We start from the raw sequence: 19,434 nt of genomic DNA, 5'->3' as shown, positions 1-19,434 counted from the left end.
GCCATGATCAAAAAGCTTCGCGCTTATGGCCGCATGGGTCAATAAGGCTGTTCCGTCGATCGATAGAAAAAATCTATTGAGCCTGATTTCGCTCGCCGAGAATGCGTGCTTCGTGCAGCAAGGCCGACACCAGCGGCGTAAACGGCTCACGATGCGTCGCAACCAGGCCGACCGTGTGACGAGCGTCCGGATCGACGATCGGGATCATCCGGATATCTTCGTGAAAACCGAATGATTTCGCGACGTTGAATGGCATGATGCTGGCCCAGCGGTACCGGTGCGCACATGCGAAAAAAGCACGATCATCGAGTTCGATTCGAGCGTCGGTTTGGCGACGGCACCGGCCTCCGAAAAATGCTGGTTGATGATGCGGCGGTTCTGCATATCGGCCGTCAATAGACAAAGCCGAACGTCGCTAACCTCTTTCCACGTCACGCTTTCCCGCTCCGAAAGCGGTGTTCCGGCGGCGGTGACGAGGTGATAGCGCTCGACCTGGAGCGGAACGCTCGTCACCCGGCCGAGCGGCTCGTTCTCCAGATAGGTGAGCCCCGCATCGATCTCGAGATTTTCGAGCAGCGCCAGGATCTGCACCGACGTCGTCGAGAGCACGGAAAAGGTGACATCAGGGTGCTTTTCCTGGAATGGCGCCGTGATCATCGGCACCATGGCAAGTGTCGTCGGCACCGCGGCCAGCCGGATATGGCCAGAAAGACCCTTGCGCGCCGCCCGCATCTCCTCACGCATGGTGCGGGTATCGCCGACGATGCGCCGCGCCCATTCGAGTACGCGCTGGCCCTCGGGCGTCAGGCCCTGAAAGCGCGACCCGCGGCTGACGAGCATGACGCCGAGCTGATCCTCAAGCTGGCGGATGGCCGCCGACAGCGTCGGTTGCGTCACCCCACACTCCTCCGCCGCGCGACCAAAATGCCTTTCGCGGGCGAGAACGAGGAACATTTCCAGCTTGTCGATCATGTCCGGCCTTCAGTTGTTGTGGCTCTGCCCCTAACCCTCTCCCGCTTGCGGGACGCGGCGCTTCGCGAGGTCGCCCCTTCATGATGCAGGCCCGAATGGAGTGGGGACGCGAGCGGGCGCCGCAGCCTTCCTTCTCCCCGCAAGCGAGGAGAAGGTGCCGGTAGGCGGATGAGGGGCAGCCGACTTCATCTACCGCTCAAACGATCAGCTGCCCGCCATTCACCTCCAGCACCTGCCCGGTGATGTAGCCCGACAGCGCATGCGAGGCGAGGAAGAGATAGGCGGGCGCGCAGTCTTCCGCCGTCCCGAGCCGACCAAGCGGAATGGTCTTGCGGGTCGCCTCCAGCTTCTCCGGCGATGAGTAGCGCTCGTGGAATTCGGTGGTGATCGTCCCCGGCGAAACGCAGTTGACACGGATGCCATCGGGCGCGAGTTCCCGCGCCAAGGCCTTGGAATAGGTGGAGACGAACGCCTTCGTCGCCGAATAGATCGACGATCCGGCGCTGCCGCCGGTAACCGCAGAGATCGAGACGGTGTTGACGATCGCCGGATGCGTACCCTTGCGCAACAGCGGCAGCATCGCCCGCGTCATCTCGACGACCGCGGTCTGGTTGAGCTGGACGACGGTCTGGTACTGCTCGTCGGACAGCTCCGCCGCCGGGAAGCGGCCGACCATCGTGCCGGCATTGTTGATGAGGATATCGATGCTCTGGAAGCGGCTGCGCACCACGTCGGCCAGCCCCTCGACACCATCCGGCGCGAGAAAGTCTGCCGTCGCCACATAGGCCCGGCCTTCCGTCGCCGCAGATTCGAGAAAATCGGGCAGGTCGCCGATCGACCGGCCGGCATGGACGAGTACATGCGCGCCACAATCCAGGAACTGCCGGGCAACCTCGAGCCCGATGCCGCGCCCGGCACCGGTGATCACGACGGTCATGCCCTTGAACAAGGCCGGATGAAACATGTCTTTCCCCTCTTCACTCCTAAGGCAGGGTCGCCTATCGCCGTAGCGAATGCAACGCGCGCCGACACCCTGGACCCGCTGCGAAAGCAATTTCGCCGCAAACGCCGATTCTGAAATTGCGCGGCTTTCGTTTTTGCATATTATGAAACAAAACGAAAATGGGGAGGATGGAATGTATTTGACCGGTCGGCAGGAGGAGATCCTGGAACTGGCAAAAAGCGAGGGCCGGGTACTGGTCGAGGAGCTGGCGCAGCGCTTTTCCGTCACGCCGCAGACCATCCGAAAGGACCTGAATGACCTCTGCGACGCCAAGATCCTGAACCGCATTCATGGCGGCGCGATCTTCCCGAGCGGCAAGGAAAACGTCAAATACGACGCCCGCCGCCAGATCGCGGCACCGGAGAAACAGGCGATCGGCAAGGCCGCCGCCGAACTCATCCCCGACAACGCGTCGCTGTTCATCAATATCGGCACCACCACCGAAGCTGTGGGCGAGGCCCTGCTCGACCACAAGGAACTGATGGTCATCACCAACAACATCAATGTCGCCAATCGCTTACGCGTTTTCCCCTCGATCGAGGTGGTGATCACCGGCGGCGTCGTGCGCGGCTCGGACGGCGGCATCGTCGGCGAGGCCGCCGTCGATTTCATCAAGCAGTTCAAGGTCGACTTCGCCGTCATCGGCGCCTCGGCGATCGACCATGACGGCGCGCTGCTGGATTTCGATTTTCGCGAAGTGAAAGTCGCCCAGGCGATCATCGCCAATGCGCGCCATGTCATTCTGGTTTCCGACTCGACCAAATTCGAAAGAACCGCGCCTGTTCGCATCGGCCATATATCGCAGGTCCAGACCTTCATCACCGACCGCTGCACGCTCGAAAACGTCAGGAAAATCTGTGTTGAACAGGACGTTCGCCTGATCGAAACCGACGCCTGAAACGGGAGATTTAGCCACCCCTAAAGATTCGGGGAGCATTCGTTTGACATTCGATATGTTTTCGTTTTAACTGATTTCACTTTCGCTGATGCATCAATTTGTGCATCGCGAAATGTGGAGGGGAAACAGCAGTGTCAGAGCAGGCAATCTACGACGTCTTCGTCATCGGCGGCGGCATCAACGGATGCGGCATCGCGCGCGACGCGGTCGGCCGTGGGTACTCGGTCGCCTTGGCCGAAATGAACGATTTCGCTTCCGGCACGTCCTCCGGCTCCACCAAGCTCATTCACGGCGGCCTGCGCTACCTCGAACATTACGAATTCCGCCTCGTGCGCGAAGCGCTGATGGAGCGCGAGGTGCTGTGGGCGATGGCGCCGCACGTCATCTGGCCGATGCGCTTCGTGCTGCCCTATCACAAGGGCGGCCTGCGCCCGGCCTGGCTCATCCGCCTCGGCCTCTTCCTTTATGACCATATCGGCGGCCGCAAGCTGCTGCCGGCAACGGCGACGCTGGACATGAACCGCGATCCCGCCGGCAAACCGCTGAAGCGCCTGTTCAACAAGGCCTTCGAATATTCCGACGGCTGGGTCAACGACGCCCGCCTCGTGGTCTTGAATGCCCGCGACGCTGCCGACCGCGGCGCCGTCATCATGGCCCGTACCCGCGTCGTCGCCGCACGACGCGACGGTGGGCTCTGGACCATCGAAACCGAGAACCAGGCAACCGGCGAACGCAAGACGCTCAAGGCCCGCATGCTCATCAATGCTGCCGGCCCCTGGGTCGACGCGGTTCTCTCGGGCGCGCTCGGCAAGAACGACGTGCACAATGTCCGCCTCGTTCAGGGTAGCCACATCGTCGTGAAGAAGAAGTTCGACGATCCGCGCGCCTATTTCTTCCAGAACCCGGATGGCCGCATCATGTTCGCCATCCCTTACGAAGAAGACTTCACGCTGATCGGTACCACCGACCGCGACTACACCGGTAATCCGGGCGAGGTGCGCATCAGCGACGCGGAGGTCGACTATCTCTGCCGGGCAGCAAGCGAGTATTTCCTTGAGCCGGTGGAAAAGGACGACATCGTCTGGACTTATTCGGCCGTTCGCCCGCTTTACGACGACGGCGCCAGCAAGGCGCAGGAAGCGACGCGCGACTACGTGCTGCGGGTCGAGGGTGACAAGGGTGCGGCACCGCTGCTCAACGTCTTCGGCGGCAAGCTCACGACCTATCGCCGCCTCGGCGAATCCGCGCTGGAAAAGATCGGCGAGGCGATCGGCGTCAAGGGTTCGAAATGGACCGCCGGCTCCAGGCTTCCGGGCGGCGATTTTCCCGCCCAGGGTTATGCCGACGAAGTCGCAAGACTGCGGAAGCAATATCCCTTCCTTGCGCCCCAGCATGCGCGTCGCCTCGTGCGCCTCTATGGCACGCGCGCCGCAGCACTTCTGGGATCGGCGTCGAACGAGGCCGGTCTCGGCCACCATTTCGGCGCCGATCTCTACGAGGCCGAGGTCAAGTGGCTGATGACGCAGGAATGGGCGCGGCACGCCGAGGACGTGCTGTGGCGGCGCACGAAATTGGGATTGAAGCTGACGCCGGGCGAGGCGGCAGCGCTGGAGGAATACATGCGAGGCGCGGCCAACGCAGCCGCCTGACAACGCTCGCATTCAATGCATTTCCAACACGGGCGCGCGCGCCCGGAAATGCAGAAAACCGATGAGAGAGAGCGTTTCCACGCTGGGGTGGAAGACGCTCGGACTGCCGACAGGCTGGGTGGAGAATTCAATGCTTGAAATGAAGAAGATATCCAAGGTCGTAGGCGGGGAGACGCATATCTACCCGACCGACCTGGTGCTGGAGAGGGGGTCGCTGAACGTTCTGCTCGGCCCGACCCTTTCCGGCAAGACGTCGCTGATGCGGCTGATGGCCGGTCTCGACAAGCCCGCTTCCGGTTCGCTCCTTTTCGACGGCGCCGACGTCACCGGCCTGCCGGTGCAGAAGCGTTCGGTCGCCATGGTCTACCAGCAGTTCATCAACTATCCGGCGATGACCGTTTACGAAAACATCGCCTCACCGATGCGCATCAGCGGCGCCGACACCGCCACCATCGACCGCGAGGTGCGCAAGGCGGCCGATCTGCTGAAGCTGACGCCTTATCTCGACCGCACGCCCTTGAACCTCTCGGGTGGCCAGCAGCAGCGCACGGCACTTGCCCGCGCCATCGTCAAGAACGCCGATCTGGTGCTGCTCGACGAACCGCTCGCCAACCTCGACTACAAGCTGCGCGAGGAACTGCGCGAGGAACTGCCGAAGATTTTCGCCGCCTCCGGCGCCATCTTCGTCTATGCGACGACCGAGCCTTCGGAAGCGCTGCTGCTCGGCGGCAACACCGCAGCCCTCAGCCAGGGCCGCATCACCCAGTTCGACAAGACAATCGACGTCTATCGCCGCCCGGTCGACCTGATCACCGCCCGCACCTTCGCCGATCCGCCGCTGAACTGCATCGAGCTGGTCAAATCAGGCTCGGCCTTCACGCTCGACGGCAAGTCTGTGCTCACCGTCCCGGCACATCTGGCTGGCATTGGCGACGGTCCCTGCACCGTCGCCTTCCAGCCGCATCACCTGTCGTTTGACCGCCCGCAGGGCGGCGGCGATGCGCTGACGGTGAAGACGGCGATCTCCGAAATTGCCGGCTCCGAAAGCTTCATTCACGTCGGTTTTGCCAATGCGCGCTGGGTGATGCTGGCGCCGGGCATTCACGACATCGAACCCGACGCGACCCTCGAGGTCTTCGTCGATACCCGCCATCTCATGGCCTTCGGGCCGGACGGACGCGCCATCGGCGGCACGGCCTAAAGGAGGCGCTGGGAGGAAAACATGGCACGCATCAATCTCAACCATATCCGCCACGCCTATGGCGCCAAGCCGAAGTCGGAAAACGACTACGCGCTGAAGGAAGTGCACCACGAGTGGAACGACGGCGGCGCCTATGCGCTGCTCGGGCCCTCCGGCTGCGGCAAGACCACGCTGCTCAACATTATCTCTGGCCTGATCAACCCGTCCGAAGGCGAGATCCTCTTCGACGGCAAGGACGTGACGCATCTGTCGACCCAGGAACGCAACATCGCCCAGGTGTTCCAGTTCCCGGTCATCTACGACACGATGACGGTTTACGATAATCTGGCCTTCCCCTTGCGCAACCGGCATGTGCCGGAGGCCGAGGTCGACCGCCGCGTCAAGGAAACGATCGAGATGATCGGCCTTGGCGGCTGGGCGAAGAAGACGGCTCGGGGCCTCACCGCCGACCAGAAGCAGAAGATCTCGCTCGGCCGCGGCCTCGTGCGCAACGACGTCAGCGCGATCCTCTTCGACGAACCGCTGACGGTCATCGATCCGGAAATGAAGTGGGTGCTGCGCTCACAGAGCAAGCGCCTGCACAAGCAGTTCGGCTTCACCATGGTCTACGTCACCCACGACCAGACCGAGGCGCTGACCTTCGCCGACAAGGTCGTCGTCATGTATGACGGCCAGATCGTGCAGATCGGCACGCCGGCGGAACTCTTCGAGCGCCCGCGCCACACCTTTGTCGGCTACTTCATCGGCTCGCCGGGCATGAACGTGCTGCCGGTCAAGCTCGACGGCGGCACCGCGACGATCGGCGGCGAGCAGTTGGGCCTCACCTTCCAGCCCAAGGTCAAGGCCGGCGCCAAGACCGAGCTCGGCATCCGCCCGGAATTCGTCTCGCTCGGTCGCGAAGGCATGCCGGTCGCGATCACCAAGGTCGAGGATATCGGCCGCCACAAGATCGTGCGCGCCCGTTTTGCCGACCAGCCGATCTCGATCATCGTCGACGAGGACGGCGAGATCCCCGCCGAGCCGCGCGTCACCTTCGATCCGAAAGCCATCAATATCTACGCCGATTCCTGGCGCGTCGGCGAGGAGGCCTGACCATGGAGAAAACCTGGAACAACAAGGCCTGGTTCATGGTGCTGCCGGTCCTCGTGCTGGTCGCCTTCTCGGCCGTCATCCCGCTGATGACCGTCGTCAACTATTCGGTCCAGGACACCTTCGGCAACAACCAGTTCTTCTGGGCCGGCACCGACTGGTACGTGCAGGTGCTGACGTCGGACCGCTTCTGGGACGCGCTCAGCCGCAACCTGATCTTCTCGGCGATCATTCTGGCGATCGAAATCCCGCTCGGCATCATCATCGCGCTCAACATGCCGAAGAAGGGTCTCGGCGTGCCGGTCTGCCTCGTCCTGATGGCGCTGCCGCTCTTGATCCCGTGGAACGTCGTCGGCACCATCTGGCAGGTCTTCGGCCGCGTCGACATCGGCCTGCTCGGCCGCACGCTCGAAGCGATCGGCATCAACTACAATTACGTGCAGAACCCCGTTGCCGCCTGGGTCACGCTGATCGTCATGGACGTCTGGCACTGGACGAGCCTCGTCGTCCTGCTCTGCTATGCCGGCCTCGTCTCGATCCCCGACGCCTATTACCAGGCGGCCAAGATCGACGGCGCCTCGCGCTGGTCGGTGTTCCGCTACATCCAGCTGCCGAAGATGAAGCGCGTGCTTTTGATCGCCTTCCTGTTGCGGTTCATGGATAGCTTCATGATCTACACCGAGCCCTTCGTCGTCACCGGCGGCGGTCCCGGCAACTCGACAACCTTCCTGTCCATCGACCTCGTCAAAACGGCCATCGGCCAGTTCGACCTCGGTCCGGCGGCAGCGCTATCGATCATCTACTTCCTCATCATCCTGCTGCTCTCGTGGATCTTCTACACCGTGATGACCACGAGCGACGCGCAGGGCTGACAAAGGCGGGAGGAGAAACAAAATGCAAAAACAACCACTTACCGAACGCCTCTCCTGGCTGGTGCCGACGGTCTACATCGTCTTCCTGCTCCTGCCGATCTATTGGCTCGTCAACATGAGCTTCAAGGAAACGAGCGAGATCCTGAGCACGTTCTCGCTCTGGCCGGTCAATCCGACGCTCCGGAACTACCAGGTGATCTTCACCGATCCCTCCTGGTACAACGGCTACATCAACTCGATCATCTACGTCGTCATGAACACGGTGATCTCGGTGACGGCAGCGCTGCCGGCGGCCTACGCCTTCTCGCGCTACCGCTTCCTCGGCGACAAGCACCTGTTCTTCTGGCTCTTGACCAACCGCATGGCGCCGCCGGCCGTCTTCGCGCTGCCCTTCTTCCAGCTCTATTCGGCCTTCGGCCTGATCGACACGCACATCGCGGTTGCCCTTGCGCACTGCCTGTTCAACGTGCCGCTCGCGGTCTGGATCCTGGAAGGCTTCATGTCGGGCGTGCCGAAGGAGATCGACGAGACCGCCTATATCGACGGTTACTCGTTCCCGCGCTTCTTCGTGAAGATCTTCATGCCGCTGATCGCCTCGGGCATCGGTGTCGCTGCGTTCTTCTGCTTCATGTTCTCCTGGGTCGAACTGCTGCTTGCCCGCACGCTGACGACCACGGACGCCAAGCCGATCGCCGCCACCATGACCCGCACGGTCTCCGCTTCCGGTCTCGACTGGGGCGTGCTGGCGGCCGCCGGCGTGCTCACCATCATTCCGGGCGCACTCGTGATCTATTTCGTTCGCAACTACATCGCCAAGGGCTTTGCCCTGGGGAGGGTATGATGACCGCTCAACCCGTTCGCAACGCCCGCTGGCAACTGCCGTTTGCCGCCGTTCTCGTCGTCTACGCCGCCGTTGCCGGGCTGCTCTTCAGCATGCTGCCCATCAAGGACGGCGCGCGCGACTGGTTCGCGCCGCTCATCCCCGGTGGCTGGATGGCCTGGTCGTTTCCGTCGGCCATGTTCTTCCTGACGATCTTCGCACTGCTGTCGATGATGGCGGTCTGGGAATATGCCTCGCCCGGTGGCAACCCGCGCGTCGGCATCCTGCGCTTCGAGACGACACGGGGCGATCGCCTCTTCGTGTCACTGCTCGGCAGCGCCTTCATTCACCTCGCATGGCTCGGCTTCGTCGGCGGGCAGAACCTGTGGTGGGCGCTCGCGCTCTCCCTGGTCTATGCAGTCGGCGTCTTCCGCTACGTCTGAGGCGAACCGATTTGAGGGGCCGCCAGACGGGCGGCCCCTCGAAAGATAAAGAACCGCATTCGCAAACCTAAGGGAGGGAATTATGCGACGGCATCTTTTGACTACGACGGCAGCTATGCTGCTGGCTTTCACCGGCAGCGCTTTTGCCGGCATGGACGAAGCCAAGAAGTTCCTCGACAGCGAGATCGGCGACATGTCCTCGCTCGACCGCGCCGGACAGGAAGCCGAAATGCAGTGGTTCGTCGATGCGGCGAAGCCCTTTGCCGGCATGGAAATCAAGGTCGTTTCCGAAACGATCACCACCCATGAATACGAATCGAAGACCCTGGCCAAGGCCTTCTCCGACATCACCGGCATCAAGATCACCCACGACCTGATCGGCGAAGGCGACGTCGTCGAAAAGCTGCAGACTCAGATGCAGTCGGGCGAAAACGTTTATGACGCCTACATCAACGACTCGGATCTGATCGGTACCCATTGGCGTTACCAGCAGGCCCGCAGCCTGACCGACTTCATGGCCAATGAAGGCAAGGACGTCACCAACCCGAACCTCGACATCGACGACTTCATCGGCAAATCGTTCACGACAGCACCGGATGGCAAGCTCTACCAGCTTCCCGACCAGCAGTTCGCGAACCTCTACTGGTTCCGCTACGACTGGTTCAACGACGAGAAGAACAAGGCGGACTTCAAGGCGAAGTACGGCTACGACCTCGGCGTTCCGGTCAACTGGTCGGCCTATGAGGATATCGCCGAGTTCTTCACCGGTCGCGAAGTCGACGGCAAGAAAGTCTATGGCCACATGGACTACGGCAAGAAGGACCCGTCGCTCGGCTGGCGCTTCACCGACGCCTGGCTGTCGATGGCCGGCAACGGCGACAAGGGCATCCCGAACGGCAAGCCGGTCGACGAGTGGGGCATCAAGGTCGACGAAAACTCGCGTCCGGTCGGCTCCTGCGTTGCCCGCGGTGGCGACACCAACGGCCCGGCCGCTGTCTACTCCATCCAGAAGTATCTCGACTGGATGAAGGCCTACGCACCGGCAGCTGCGCAGGGCATGACCTTCTCGGAATCCGGCCCGGTTCCGTCGCAGGGCGAAGTCGCCCAGCAGATGTTCACCTACACGGCGTTCACCGCCGACTTCGTCAAGCCGGGCCTGCCCGTCGTCAACGAGGACGGCACGCCGAAGTGGCGTTTTGCTCCGAGCCCGCATGGCGTCTACTGGAAGGACGGCATGAAGCTCGGTTACCAGGACGCCGGTTCCTGGACGCTGCTGAAGTCCACGCCTGACGACCGCGCCAAGGCCGCCTGGCTCTATGCGCAGTTTGTGACCTCGAAGACCGTCGACGTGAAGAAGAGCCATGTCGGCCTCACCTTCATCCGCCAGTCGACGCTCGACCACAAGAGCTTCACGGACCGCGCTCCGAAGCTCGGCGGTCTGATCGAGTTCTACCGTTCGCCGGCCCGCCTGCAGTGGTCGCCGACCGGCACGAACGTTCCTGACTATCCGAAGCTGGCTCAGCTTTGGTGGCAGGCGATCGGCGATGCATCCTCGGGTGCCAAGACCGCTCAGGAAGCCATGGACTCGCTGTGCGCCGAGCAGGAGAAGGTTCTCTCCCGTCTCGAACGCTCGGGCGTTCAGGGCGACATCGGTCCGAAGCTCGCCGAAGAGCACGATCTCGAGTACTGGAACAAGGATGCCGTTTCCAAGGGCAACCTCGCTCCGCAGCTGAAGATCGAGAACGAGAAGGAAAAGCCGCAGACCGTCAACTACGACGATCTGGTCAAGAGCTGGCAGAAGTAAGAAACCAACGGACCGCCTGCAAAACGGGCGGCCCTCATCTCCTCGGGAGATGCGGCACCGGGGTCGGCAACGGCCCCGGTATTTCTTTGCCCATAGGCGTGAAAAGACCTGTCGCGCCTACATGTGCGCAAGCCGCAGGCGTCCGGATTTCTCGGATCGTCGCTTGTCGAAGATGGCCCTGACCGCCTGCGTCGAGCCATCATCCATCCGCACGCTCATATCCATGTGGAGATGCTCATCGACGATCGTGATGCGGATGTCGAACGGCTTGCCGCGATAGCGGCCGGCGCCGTCCTCGTTCCAGCGCCCGATGCCCGCAGCGCTCGAACCGCCGCCGACGCGCCCGAGATGAGTCACCGCGAACCATCCATCCCTCGCCGTCACCTTCAGCACGGGGCCGTTCCGCCGGATCTCGACCGAGCAGCTCTCGCAGTCACCGGCGCCGGACGTGACCTGATGCCATTGCCCCTGGAAGCTGACGCCGCTCGCCCCGGCGACCGCCGGCCAGAGAACGATCAGCAGCACGAAAAGCGCACGGCAGGGAGACGAAAAGGCCACTCTGCAAGATTTCATCGACATGATCCCCAACGAACCGCGGCGGAGCCTTCGCACCCGGCGCGACGAACCATCGTCGCTTCGCATTGCAGCAACGTTGCATCGTTGCTAGGATCAAGCTGTTCGTTGGCGCGCCTTGAGGCTTTCTTCGGCAATACCTGCCCGGTCGGAGCCATTCGACGGGCAAATCCGAACCTTTCCCGCCCCGATCACCCCTCGACAATTTCCCCCGAAATCCGGAAAGTGTTTTCGTTCCGGCGATACTTGCGACATTCTGTCTCGACAACCGAAGATAGCGGTTCCCCTGTTGGAGGACGGGGGGCCGGACTGGTCGATGTAATGGGAGGAGGAACCATGAGCGACGTTTCCAGCATACACCCGGTGGACGAGAGGCTGCCCGTGGGCAGACTTGCGACCCTCGGGTTGCAGCATGTCCTTGTCATGTATGGCGGCGCCGTCGCGGTGCCCCTGATCGTCGGCCGCGCCTTGCAGCTCAGCCCCCAGGACGTCGCTTTCCTGATTTCCGCCGATCTTTTCGTTTGCGGTCTCGTCACCATCATCCAGTCGCTTGGCCTCGGCCGCAGCATCGGCATCCGGCTTCCGGTCATGATGGGCGTTACTTTCGCCTCGGTCGGCCCGATGGTCTCGATGGCGGCGATGACACCCGGGCAAGAGGGTGCCCGGATGATCTTCGGCGCCATCATCGGCGCCGGCCTCGTCGCGCTCCTGCTCGCGCCGGTCATGGGCCGGCTACTGAGGTTCTTCCCCCCCGTCGTCACCGGCACGATCATTCTCGTCATCGGCGTTTCGCTGATGCGCGTCGGCGTGAACTGGATCTTCGGCAATCCCTTCGGTCCGACCGCACCCAAGCTCGTCGATCCGAGCCATGCGGAATGGCTGGCGGAGCTCAAGAAGGCCGCGGCCACCGGAGGCCCGGCGGTACCGGACGGCCTGGTGCTTGGCGCCAGCGTGCCGAACCCGCTCTACGCCGAGCCGAGCCACATCGCGCTGGCCGGCTTCGTGCTTCTCTCCATTCTCGTGATCGCCCGCTTCGGCCGCGGACTGATCAGCAACATCGCGGTGCTGACCGGCGTCGTCGTCGGCTGCGTCGTCGCCGCAGCACTCGGCATGATGCATTTCGACCGGGTGGCCGATGCCGGCTGGTTTGCCGTGGTCACGCCGCTGCGCTTCGGCATACCGATCTTCGATCCGGTGCTGATCGCCACCATGTCGCTGGTGATGATCGTCGTGATGATCGAATCGACCGGCATGTTCCTGGCACTCGGCGAAATCACCAATCGCGAAGTCTCGCGGCAGCAGTTGACGGCGGGGCTCAGGGTCGATGGCCTCGGCACCATGATCGGCGGCCTGTTCAACACCTTCCCCTACACGAGCTTCTCGCAGAATGTCGGGCTTGTCGGCGTCACCGGCGTCAAGAGCCGCTACGTCTGCGTGATGGGGGGCGTCATCATGATCGCGCTCGGCCTCATCCCGAAGATGGGCGCACTGGTCGAAGCGGTTCCGACCTTCGTGCTCGGCGGCGCCGGCCTGGTGATGTTCGGCATGGTCGCTGCGACCGGCGTGCGCATCCTGTCGACCGTCGATTTCAAGTCGTCGCGCAACAACCTGTTCGTGGTCGCCGTCTCGGTCGGCTTCGGCCTGATCCCGCTGATCGCGCCGAACTTCCTGATCTGGCTGCCGCATGCGATCCACCCGATCATCGAGTCCGGCATCGTGCTTGCCTCGATCTCGGCCGTCGTGCTCAACGCCTTCTTCAATGGCCTCAGCTTCGAAAGCACAGCCAGCGTCAACGCGGCCAAGCTCGCCGACAGCCATTGAGCCACCCGCAATCACGGAACCCCGGCTTTCCCACGAAAGCCGGGGTTCCGCTTTTTCACATCTCGGAGGATCCCGATACTTCGATCGCCAACGAAGCATCCGCCGTAAGCGTCGCGCTAGAACGATGGCAACAATGACGACACAAGGATGCGATCCCGATGGCCAAGACCAACCTTTCTCTCGAACTCCTGCTGCTTCTTGCGCTCGCAACGCTCTGGGGCGCCTCCTACACCTTCATCAAGATCGGCATCGAGACCATTCCGCCGGTTACGCTGATTGCCGCCCGCACCCTGATTGCCGGCGCGCTTCTTCTTGCCGTTCTGCGCTGGCGTGGTCTCAGCCTGCCGCGTGACGCGGCGACCTGGCGGCGCTTCCTGTTCCAGGCCTGCCTCAACAGCGTTGTGCCCTTCACGCTGATCGCCTGGGCCGAGCAGACGATCGATGCCGGCATCGCCTCGATCCTCAATGCGACGACGCCGATCTTCGCCTTCCTGATGACGGCGCTGATCACCCGCCACGAAGCGGTCACGGCCCGCAAGCTCGTTGGCATCGTCGCCGGCATGACCGGCATCAGCCTGATCATCGGCATGGAGGCCTTCGGCGGCCTCGGGGAACAGTTGCTGCCACAGTTGGCCGTGGTGCTCGCCACCGTCTGCTACGCGGGCGCCGCCATCTTCGGTCGCGGCTTCAAGGGGCTCGACCCGATGATGCCCGCCGCCGGCTCGTTGATCGCAGGTGCTGCCCTGCTGATCCCGGTAAGCCTCGTCGTCGACAGGCCCTGGACGCTTGCGCCGTCGACGGAGTCGCTGCTGGCACTGCTCGGCCTCGCCGTCTTCTCGACCGCCCTTGCCTTTGCCATCTACTTCCGGCTGATCCAGACACTGGGCTCGGTCGGCGCCACGGCACAGGCCTATCTGCGCGTGCCGATCGGCGTTGCCATCGGCTCGCTCTTCCTCGGCGAACGGCTGTCGGACACCGCCTGGATCGGCCTTGGCTGCGTCATCGTCGGGGTCGCGGCCATGACCATTCCGGCGCGGCGACGCGGCGACGCGATCGCCGACCGCGGCTGAGGCCACTTACGGATAAAGAGAAGAGATTGCTCGCGCCGTCTGGCGCGCCATTGCCGACGCCTCAGTCCTTGCGCTTGCGGCAGTAGAGTTCCAGCCGGTGACGTACGAGGTCATAGCCGAGTTCGGCGGCGATTTCCGCCTGAAGCTGCTCGATCTTGTCGGAGCGGAACTCGATCACCGCACCGGTGTCGATGTCGATCAGATGATCGTGGTGCGGCGCGTCGGCGGTCTCGAAGCGAGCGGTCGCACTCTCAAAGGCATGGCGCTGCACCACGCCCTGTTGCTCAAGCGCAGACAACGTCCGGTAGACCGTCGATAGCGAGACGGTGGCGTCGATTTCCTTCGCCCGGCGATGCAGTTCGTTTGCATCCGGATGGTCTTCGGCGGTGGCGAGGATCTTCAGAATAGCGGCACGCTGGCGCGTCACGCGCACGCCGCCATCCCTCAACACGCCTTCCAGTTCTTCGACACGATTCTTGTTCTGTTTCATGGTCGTACACTAGCCAAGGGCACGGCCTTTGAAAATAGCTAGTTGCGAATGCTTCTCATTTGCATTGACTTATGCAAATCATTCCCCTACTCCTGTGAGCATCAACATCTGGGAGTAGAGAATGATCGATCAGACGAGGCGCGCGATCCTGGCGGCAATGACGGCCGTCGCAGCCATTGCGCTCGTTCCAGGCGCCGCTTACGCGCAGGAGAAATTCAAGGCAGTGACGACTTTTACGGTCATTGCCGACATGGCAAAGAACGTCGCGGGCGACGCGGCCATCGTCGAATCGATCACCAAGCCGGGCGCCGAGATCCACAACTACCAGCCGACGCCGCGCGATATCCTGAAGGCGCATGACGCCAAGCTGATCCTCTGGAATGGCCTGAACCTGGAGCGCTGGTTCGAGAAATTCTTCCAGAACTTCGACGATGTTCCCGGTGTCGTCGTCTCGACCGGCATCGACCCCATGGGCATTGCCGAGGGCCCCTATACCGGCAAGCCCAATCCGCATGCCTGGATGTCGCCATCGGCCGCGTTGATCTATGTCGACAACATCCGCGACGCCTTCGTGAAGTACGACCCTGATAATGCCGAGACCTACAAGGCCAATGCCGAGGCCTATAAGCAGAAGATCGAGGCGACCATTGCACCGATCCGCGCCGAGATCGCCAAGATCCCCGAGGACAAGCGCTGGCTGGTCTCGAGCGAAGGCGCCTTCAGCTACCTGATCCGCGATTTCGGAATGAAGGAACTCTATCTCTGGCCGATCAACGCCGACCAGCAGGGTACCCCGCAGCAGGTCCGCAAGGTGATCGACGCCGTCCGGGCGAACCATATCCCTGTGGTCTTCTCCGAAAGCACGATTTCGCCGGACCCGGCAGAACAAGTGGCGCGCGAGACCGGTGCAAAATACGGCGGTGTGCTCTACGTTGATTCCTTGAGCGAAGCGGACGGCCCGGTTCCGACCTATGTCGACCTGCTGCGCGTCACATCGGAAACCATCGCCAAGGGTCTTGCACAATGAACCTTCAGGTGAAGACGCGCTCCGGGCCAGCACCTTCTTCCGGTGAGCAAGGAAGCGGCATCCGCGTCGCGGGTGCCACCGTCACCTACCGCAACGGCCTGCGGGCGCTGCGTGACGCCAGTTTCGAGATCCCGACCGGCACGATCACTGCGCTCGTTGGCGTCAACGGCAGCGGCAAGTCGACGCTGTTCAAGGCGATCATGGGCTTTGCCCGCCTGTCGCGCGGCGAGATCGCGATCCTCGGTCTTTCCGTGCCGGACGCGCTGAAGAAAAACCTCGTCGCCTATGTGCCGCAGGCCGAAGAAGTCGACTGGAACTTCCCGGTGCTGGTCGAGGACGTGGTCATGATGGGCCGTTACGGCCACATGAACATGTTGCGCATCCCGAAGAAAGTCGATCACGAAGCGGTCGAGGCAGCCCTTGCCCGCGTCGGCATGAGCGACTACCGCAAGCGCCAGATCGGCGAACTCTCCGGCGGCCAGAAGAAGCGCGTCTTCCTCGCACGCGCCCTTGCCCAGGACGGCAAGGTCATCCTGCTCGACGAACCCTTCACCGGCGTCGACGTCAAAACCGAGGACGCGATCATTCGGCTTTTGATCGGCCTTCGCGACGAGGGCCGGGTCATGCTGGTCTCGACCCACAATCTCGGCAGCGTACCGGAATTCTGCGACCGCACCGTGCTTCTGAAGAACACCGTGCTCGCCTATGGCCCGACCGAGACGACCTTCACCCGCGAGAACCTCGAGCTCGCCTTCGGTGGCGTGCTGCGGCACTTCGTGCTCGGCGGCGATAGCCTGCACGACGACGCCGATCCCCGCCAGCTTGCCGTCATCACCGACGACGAGCGTCCGCTCGTCATGTATGGCGACAAGGACCGCATGGTGGCGCAACCGGCAAAGCCCGAGACCAACGGGGAACAGAACGGCAAATGATCGCCACGCTCTCCGAACCCTTCACTTACGGCTACATGCTCAACGCCATGTGGGTGAGCGCACTGGTCGGCGGCGTCTGCGCCTTCCTGTCCTCCTATCTGATGCTTAAGGGCTGGTCGCTGATCGGCGACGCGCTCTCGCACTCGATTGTGCCCGGCGTTGCCGGCGCCTACATGCTCGGCCTGCCCTTCTCGCTCGGCGCCTTCTTCTCCGGCGCCCTTGCCGCCGGCGCCATGCTGTTTCTCAATCAGCGCACAAGGCTCAAGGAAGACACGATCATCGGGCTGATCTTCACCTCCTTCTTCGGCCTCGGCCTCTTCATGGTCTCGCTGTCGCCGACGTCGGTGAACATCCAGACAATCGTGCTCGGCAACATCCTGGCGATCACGCCCGCCGACACACTGCAACTGGCGATCATCGGCATCGTCTCGCTCATCATCCTGACGGCCAAGTGGAAGGATCTGATGGTGACCTTCTTCGACGAGAGCCACGCCCGCTCGATCGGCATCCCGACGACCTTCCTCAAGGTCTTGTTCTTCACGCTGCTTTCGGCCTGCACGGTCGCGGCCCTCCAGACCGTCGGCGCCTTTCTCGTCATCGCCATGGTCGTAACACCCGGCGCCACCGCCTATTTGCTGACGGATCGTTTTCCGCGGCTGATCCTCATCAGCGTCGCCATCGGCACGCTGACGAGCTTCTTCGGCGCCTATTTCAGCTATTTCCTCGATGGCGCCACCGGCGGCATCATCATCGTGCTGCAGACGCTGATCTTCCTGACGGCCTTCGTCTTTGCCCCGAAGCACGGGCTTCTGGCCGCGCGCCGGCGCGGCGCCGAACCGGTGGAGGCCGGCCGATGATCTCGCTCGACATGATGCTTGCCGTGTTCGAATTCGAGTTCATGCGCAACGCGCTTCTGATCTCGGTCTTGGTGGCGATCCCGACCGCGATGCTCTCCTGCTTCCTGGTGCTGAAGGGCTGGTCGCTGATGGGCGATGCGATCTCACATGCCGTCTTTCCCGGCGTGGTGATCTCCTACATCGTCGGCCTGCCGCTCGCCGTCGGTGCCTTTGCCGCCGGCATGTCCTGCGCGCTGCTCACCGGCTATCTCAAGGAAAACAGCCGCATCAAGCAGGATACCGTCATGGGCGTGGTCTTCTCCGGCATGTTCGGTTTCGGCCTGGTGCTCTACACCAAGATCCAGAGCGACGTGCACCTCGATCACATCCTCTTCGGCGACATGCTCGGCATCGGCTGGCCGGACATTGTCGAGACCGGCGCGATCGCGCTCGTCGCCGCCGGCATCCTCGCGGTCAAGTGGCGGGATTTCCTGCTGCATGCCTTCGACCCGGCCCAGGCCAAGGCGGTCGGCCTGCCGGTCAACTGGCTGCACTATGGGCTGCTGGCGATCCTGTCGCTAACGATTGTCGGTGCGCTGAAGGCGGTGGGGCTGATCCTCGCCATCGCCATGCTGATCGCGCCCGGCGCCATCGCCTTCCTGATCACCCGGACAATGGGCATGATGCTCATCGTCGCCGTGCTGATCGCGATGACGGCGTCCTTCGCCGGCGTCTATCTGTCCTTCTTCATCGACAGCGCGCCGGCGCCGACCATCGTGCTCCTGATGACCGCAATGTTCCTGATGGCCTTCGCCTGGTCGTCCTGGCGGACCTACCGCAACGAAGCCCGGCGCGTGGCGGCCGAATGAAAAAGAGGCTCCCCTTGGCGGGGGAGCCTCTTGCCTTTTCTCAGTGGCTCGGATGCAGCGCGTCGTTGAGATACATGCAGGTCAGCATGGTGAAGATATAGGCCTGGATCAGGGCCATCAGCAGCTCCAGCCCCGTCAGCGCCACCGTCATCAGCAGGGGCATGATCGCCGCCAGAATGCCAAGCGCGCCAAAACCGCTCAAGCCCACGACGAAGCCGGCGAAAACCTTGAGCGTGATATGACCGGCGAGCATGACCGCGAACAGACGGACCGAGTGGCTGACCGGGCGCGACAGGTAGGAGACCACCTCGATCGGGATGATGATCGGTGCCAGGATCAACGGCACGCCTGAGGGCATGAACAGCCTGAGAAAGCCGAGGCCGTGCCGGTAGAGGCCGTAGAGCGTGACCGTCAGGAACACCAGCATCGCCAGCGAGAAGGTGACGGCGATATGGCTCGTTACCGTGAAGGCATAGGGAAACATGCCGATCAGGTTGGCGGTCAGGATGAACATGAACAGCGAGAACACCAGCGGGAAGAAGCGCATGCCCTTTTCGCCGGCGTTGTCGCGCAAAGTCTTTGCCGCAAACTCATAGAGGATTTCGGCAGCCGACTGCGCCCGGTTCGGCACGAGGCCGCGTCTCCTGGTCGACAGGATCAGGAAGAGGCTGGCGATCGCGATCGTCAGCACCATGTAGGCGGCCGAGTTGGTAAAGCTGATCTGGTGGCCGCCGACTTCGGCGATCGGGAAGAGCGACTTGATCTCAAATTGTTCGATGGGTCCGGCCATCATCAACCTCGTGCGTTGGTGATGAAACGGCGGCGGCGCGCGCAGGCGGCCACCTGCGCGCTTCAATATGTTGGGAAAGCGATCGGCGGCCGAGATCGTTCCACGAAACGATGGCTTCCGGCGGGGCAATCGGGCTGCTCGATGAAGGAACTGGTCACGCGGACGTGCCGCGGGCTACGGGGCTGCATGGTACGATCGTCTCCAATATCTCGGTCGAGATAATGGGGCCGTCCCCAGGCGAAACACCGACGCGGGTCGTCCCGCGTGAGCCTGAC

18 protein-coding genes and 1 pseudogene are annotated in these 19,434 nt (G+C 62.7%); 14 read left to right on the top strand and 5 right to left on the bottom strand.

Features of this window, described 5'->3' with window-relative positions; genetic code table 11:
- Window positions 1–73: 73 nt before the first annotated feature.
- Window positions 74–972 (bottom strand): annotated as a pseudogene (locus OVA00_RS20845) (LysR family transcriptional regulator).
- Between the two features lie 196 nt (window positions 973–1,168).
- Window positions 1,169–1,936: an SDR family NAD(P)-dependent oxidoreductase gene (locus tag OVA00_RS20840; RefSeq protein ID WP_089044358.1), complete on the bottom strand. Its 768-nt coding sequence runs from the start codon at window positions 1,934–1,936 to the stop codon at window positions 1,169–1,171.
- 172 nt (window positions 1,937–2,108) lie between these two features.
- On the opposite strand from OVA00_RS20840, the gene OVA00_RS20835 reads away from it, so the two are divergent.
- The 8 genes from OVA00_RS20835 to OVA00_RS20800 all read left to right on the top strand — a co-directional run bounded on the left by OVA00_RS20835 (window position 2,109) and on the right by OVA00_RS20800 (window position 10,751).
- On the top strand, window positions 2,109–2,873 hold the full coding sequence (locus OVA00_RS20835; RefSeq protein ID WP_034802440.1) for a DeoR/GlpR family DNA-binding transcription regulator: 765 nt from the start codon (window positions 2,109–2,111) through the stop codon (window positions 2,871–2,873).
- 131 nt (window positions 2,874–3,004) lie between these two features.
- Window positions 3,005–4,522, top strand: coding sequence for a glycerol-3-phosphate dehydrogenase (glpD, locus tag OVA00_RS20830; protein WP_060586417.1), 1,518 nt, complete (start codon window positions 3,005–3,007; stop codon window positions 4,520–4,522).
- A 130-nt stretch (window positions 4,523–4,652) separates the two neighbouring features.
- The gene (locus OVA00_RS20825) at window positions 4,653–5,723 is read left to right on the top strand and encodes an ABC transporter ATP-binding protein (RefSeq protein WP_060521377.1); all 1,071 of its coding nucleotides are present in this window, start codon (window positions 4,653–4,655) and stop codon (window positions 5,721–5,723) included.
- A 21-nt stretch (window positions 5,724–5,744) separates the two neighbouring features.
- Window positions 5,745–6,815: an ABC transporter ATP-binding protein gene (locus OVA00_RS20820; RefSeq protein ID WP_268089558.1), complete on the top strand. Its 1,071-nt coding sequence runs from the start codon at window positions 5,745–5,747 to the stop codon at window positions 6,813–6,815.
- Between the two features lie 2 nt (window positions 6,816–6,817).
- On the top strand, window positions 6,818–7,684 hold the full coding sequence (locus OVA00_RS20815) for a carbohydrate ABC transporter permease (protein WP_034802451.1): 867 nt from the start codon (window positions 6,818–6,820) through the stop codon (window positions 7,682–7,684).
- A gap of 22 nt (window positions 7,685–7,706) precedes the next feature.
- Entirely contained in the window at window positions 7,707–8,525 is an 819-nt protein-coding gene (locus tag OVA00_RS20810) for a carbohydrate ABC transporter permease (RefSeq protein WP_034802454.1), read from the top strand.
- A complete protein-coding gene (locus tag OVA00_RS20805; RefSeq protein ID WP_034802456.1) occupies window positions 8,525–8,947 on the top strand; it encodes a DUF2160 domain-containing protein in 423 nt (140 codons plus the stop codon). The genes OVA00_RS20810 and OVA00_RS20805 overlap by 1 nt, the downstream gene beginning before the upstream one ends.
- A gap of 82 nt (window positions 8,948–9,029) precedes the next feature.
- On the top strand, window positions 9,030–10,751 hold the full coding sequence (locus OVA00_RS20800) for an ABC transporter substrate-binding protein (protein ID WP_034802459.1): 1,722 nt from the start codon (window positions 9,030–9,032) through the stop codon (window positions 10,749–10,751).
- Between the two features lie 117 nt (window positions 10,752–10,868).
- Here the strand turns inward: OVA00_RS20800 and OVA00_RS20795 are convergent, their stop codons facing one another.
- On the bottom strand, window positions 10,869–11,276 hold the full coding sequence (locus OVA00_RS20795) for a hypothetical protein (RefSeq protein ID WP_268089557.1): 408 nt from the start codon (window positions 11,274–11,276) through the stop codon (window positions 10,869–10,871).
- Between the two features lie 384 nt (window positions 11,277–11,660).
- Here OVA00_RS20795 and OVA00_RS20790 point away from each other — a divergent pair, with 384 nt between their 5' ends.
- The gene (locus OVA00_RS20790; protein WP_060611068.1) at window positions 11,661–13,145 is read left to right on the top strand and encodes a nucleobase:cation symporter-2 family protein; all 1,485 of its coding nucleotides are present in this window, start codon (window positions 11,661–11,663) and stop codon (window positions 13,143–13,145) included.
- A gap of 158 nt (window positions 13,146–13,303) precedes the next feature.
- Entirely contained in the window at window positions 13,304–14,215 is a 912-nt protein-coding gene (locus OVA00_RS20785) for a DMT family transporter (RefSeq protein WP_060611070.1), read from the top strand.
- A gap of 61 nt (window positions 14,216–14,276) precedes the next feature.
- On the opposite strand, the gene OVA00_RS20780 is transcribed toward OVA00_RS20785, so the two are convergent.
- Complete coding sequence (locus OVA00_RS20780) at window positions 14,277–14,705, bottom strand: Fur family transcriptional regulator (protein ID WP_034802472.1); 429 nt, start codon at window positions 14,703–14,705, stop codon at window positions 14,277–14,279.
- A 121-nt stretch (window positions 14,706–14,826) separates the two neighbouring features.
- On the opposite strand from OVA00_RS20780, the gene OVA00_RS20775 reads away from it, so the two are divergent.
- The 4 genes from OVA00_RS20775 to OVA00_RS20760 are packed head-to-tail and all read left to right on the top strand — an operon-like array spanning window position 14,827 to window position 18,369.
- Window positions 14,827–15,732 carry a metal ABC transporter substrate-binding protein gene (locus OVA00_RS20775; protein WP_034802475.1) on the top strand — a complete coding sequence of 302 codons (906 nt, stop codon included), beginning with the start codon at window positions 14,827–14,829 and terminating at the stop codon, window positions 15,730–15,732.
- The gene (locus OVA00_RS20770; protein WP_034802478.1) at window positions 15,729–16,664 is read left to right on the top strand and encodes a manganese/iron ABC transporter ATP-binding protein; all 936 of its coding nucleotides are present in this window, start codon (window positions 15,729–15,731) and stop codon (window positions 16,662–16,664) included. Before OVA00_RS20775 ends, OVA00_RS20770 begins: the two co-directional genes overlap by 4 nt.
- Entirely contained in the window at window positions 16,661–17,521 is an 861-nt protein-coding gene (locus OVA00_RS20765; RefSeq protein WP_034802481.1) for a metal ABC transporter permease, read from the top strand. Before OVA00_RS20770 ends, OVA00_RS20765 begins: the two co-directional genes overlap by 4 nt.
- Window positions 17,518–18,369: a metal ABC transporter permease gene (locus tag OVA00_RS20760; RefSeq protein ID WP_113187417.1), complete on the top strand. Its 852-nt coding sequence runs from the start codon at window positions 17,518–17,520 to the stop codon at window positions 18,367–18,369. The genes OVA00_RS20765 and OVA00_RS20760 overlap by 4 nt, the downstream gene beginning before the upstream one ends.
- 40 nt (window positions 18,370–18,409) lie before the next feature.
- Here the strand turns inward: OVA00_RS20760 and OVA00_RS20755 are convergent, their stop codons facing one another.
- Complete coding sequence (locus OVA00_RS20755) at window positions 18,410–19,159, bottom strand: F0F1 ATP synthase subunit A (RefSeq protein ID WP_113187482.1); 750 nt, start codon at window positions 19,157–19,159, stop codon at window positions 18,410–18,412.
- Window positions 19,160–19,434 lie beyond the last annotated feature (275 nt).

The organism is Ensifer sp. SL37, from assembly GCF_026672675.1.
In the GTDB taxonomy this organism is placed as follows: domain Bacteria; phylum Pseudomonadota; class Alphaproteobacteria; order Rhizobiales; family Rhizobiaceae; genus Ensifer; species Ensifer adhaerens.
The sequence above is the reverse complement of the archived record's forward strand: the minus strand, read 5'-3'. Positions and strand labels throughout refer to the sequence as shown.